The sequence below is a fragment of the Enterobacter sp. BIDMC 29 genome (assembly GCF_019378755.1).
GTDB classification, from domain to species: Bacteria; Pseudomonadota; Gammaproteobacteria; order Enterobacterales; family Enterobacteriaceae; genus Enterobacter; species Enterobacter ludwigii.
Map to the genome: position 1 here is coordinate 2,523,703 of NZ_CP080000.1, position 2,354 is coordinate 2,526,056.

Here is a 2,354-nt window from a genome sequence, read left to right on the forward strand (position 1 = left end):
GATTTGGCTTTCGGCATCTGGGATACCAGTGACAGATTGACGTCCATCCCTTCTACCTGGAAGTGCGGCACGGCGTACAGCTTCACGCGGAAGAAGCCCGGGTTATCTTCGATATCTTCCACCACCACTTTCGCATCACGCAGGGGGTGGGACGCCTGCAGCTCATCGCCGGGATCGGTCATTTCCGTCACCAGACCGCGAACCCAGGTGTTCAGCTCCAGCTCCAGAAGACGACGATCCTTAGTGGTGCCGATGTTTTCGCGCTGAATGAGCTTCAGGTAGTGCGCAATACGCGACAGCAGGAAGATGTAAGGCAGACGGGCGTTGATGCGGCTGTTGGCAGTAGCATCAGCGGTGTCATACGTGGCCGGCTTCTGCGTGGAGTTCGCCGAGAAGAAACAGCTGTAATCGCGATTCTTGTAGTAGGAAAGTGGAATGAAGCCCAGATTCGCGAACTCAAATTCGCGGGTTTCCGGGATCATCACTTCAGACGGGATTTTTACCTGATTGCCGGTACCGAGGTCGTACAGATGAATAGGCAGGTCCTGAACGGCGCCACCGGCCTGCGGGCCACGAATTTGTACACACCAGCCGTTGTTAATGAAGCTGCGTACCATGTTGGATGCAAAGGCAAACGAGGCGTTGGTCCACAGGTATTTGTCATGATCCGGACCTTTCACTTCTTCGACGTAGTTGAAGCTACGCACAGGTACGGTATCCGGACCATAAGGCAGGCGCCCCAGAACACGCGGCATAACCAGACCGATATAGCGGGAATCATCCGTCTCGCGGAAGGATTTCCACTTGATGTACTCAGCGCGGTCAAAGTAATTACCGATATCTTTAATGGCCGCCACGTCCTCCATATTGTCTTTCAGGAAGAATTTCGGGCCGGCAGAACCGATAAACGGCATATGTGCAGCAGCAGACACTTTAGAGATGTTGCGCAGCAGGGCTACATCCTGCGCAGACGCATCAAATTCGTAAGCGGAAATCAGCGCAGCAATCGGCTCTCCACCCGGGGTATCATACTCATCAATATATGTATGTTTATACAGCCCACTTTGGACGATTTCCGGGCAGTCTTCAAAGTCCTGACGCAGGTCTTCTTTAGACATATCCAGGAGTTCAACTTTCACGTTCTGGCGAAAATCGGTTTTGTCGACAAGAGATTTCACACCGCGCCACAGACTTTCTACCGCCTGAAAGTCTTCATGATGCATAACAGCATCAAGCTGACGGCTGATCTGGTAATCCAGTTCCGCGATATGGTGGTCAATCAGGTTTTTGTCGAGTTTCTCAACTTTTGAGCCCGCTTTTGTCAGACATTCCAGGAACACCTTCATGCCGGCAGTTAAACGTTCGTCTGCTGTTGCATCCGACATCGCCTGTGCATCCTGCCAGATATCAAGCGCACTTAGCTCAGAGACAGGGTTAAGATTGATTTTTTCAAACAGGGACGCATATACCCCGCCTGCTGCAGGACGTTCAAGCACTACACTCTCGTTACCCGCGGCATTCTCATTTTTTACAGACATCAACATATTCCTTATTAATCCGTTAAAAGCATATGGCCGTTATGGCTGTTTCGGAGCCAGGGCTGAGAGTTCGGCTCTGAGTTCTGCACTTAATGCAGGATCGAGAAGAATTTTTTCCAACTCTTTTCGGAAAGCCTGGTTATCAAGCAGGTTTGCTTTTAAATCGCGAAGCAAATTGCGCATGGAGAGCATGGCCTTCAGCTGAGGTATTTGCCGCGAAACCTGCTCCGGAGAGAAATCATTAATACTCTGGAATGTCAGATTGATGTTGTCTTCACTGCCATCACCAGCAAGCGTGTTTTTAACGGTAATATTTACGATTGGGGAATATTCGGAAAGTACAGAGTCAAAGTTGTTTTTATTCAGATTAACTTTTTTGCGCTCCGATAGTGATGCAGTCTCCTGACCATTACTGAAGTCTCCCGCCACCAGTAATTTCAGGGGGAGCTCAGTTTTCTTGCTCGCTCCGCCCGTATGCAAATCAAGCTTTAAATTAATACGTGCCTTGGGTATTTCGGACTGAAAAGAAGAGTTAGACATGGCTATCCCTGTTTTTTGGAGTTATAAAAACGGTCAATGCCAGTGAGAAATTAATAAGAAAGGCAAACCCAGCCAGAACAACTTCCAGGCTCACGTCATCGGACGAAAATCAAAACCCCGGAATTAAAAGCGGGCACATTCCATTCACCAGCATATCGACATTGTGTTTTTGAGTATTTGTCTGAAATGAAAAAAATTTCGGATAAGACCCAATGGCCGGAGTGTAGGAACGTTCCCCACCCGATCGGAAATCAAAAAATGTAACAAAATGTTGCC

2 protein-coding genes are annotated in these 2,354 nt (G+C 48.8%); both read right to left on the reverse strand.

The window, feature by feature from the left end:
* Positions 1-1,544, reverse strand: a 1,544-nt coding sequence (gene tssC, locus JTA15_RS11205; RefSeq protein WP_134180182.1) for a type VI secretion system contractile sheath large subunit, incomplete at its 3' end; no start/stop codon positions are given.
* 33 nt (positions 1,545-1,577) lie between these two features.
* A complete protein-coding gene (gene tssB / locus JTA15_RS11210) occupies positions 1,578-2,078 on the reverse strand; it encodes a type VI secretion system contractile sheath small subunit (protein ID WP_032681318.1) in 501 nt (166 codons plus the stop codon).
* Positions 2,079-2,354: the final 276 nt, after the last annotated feature.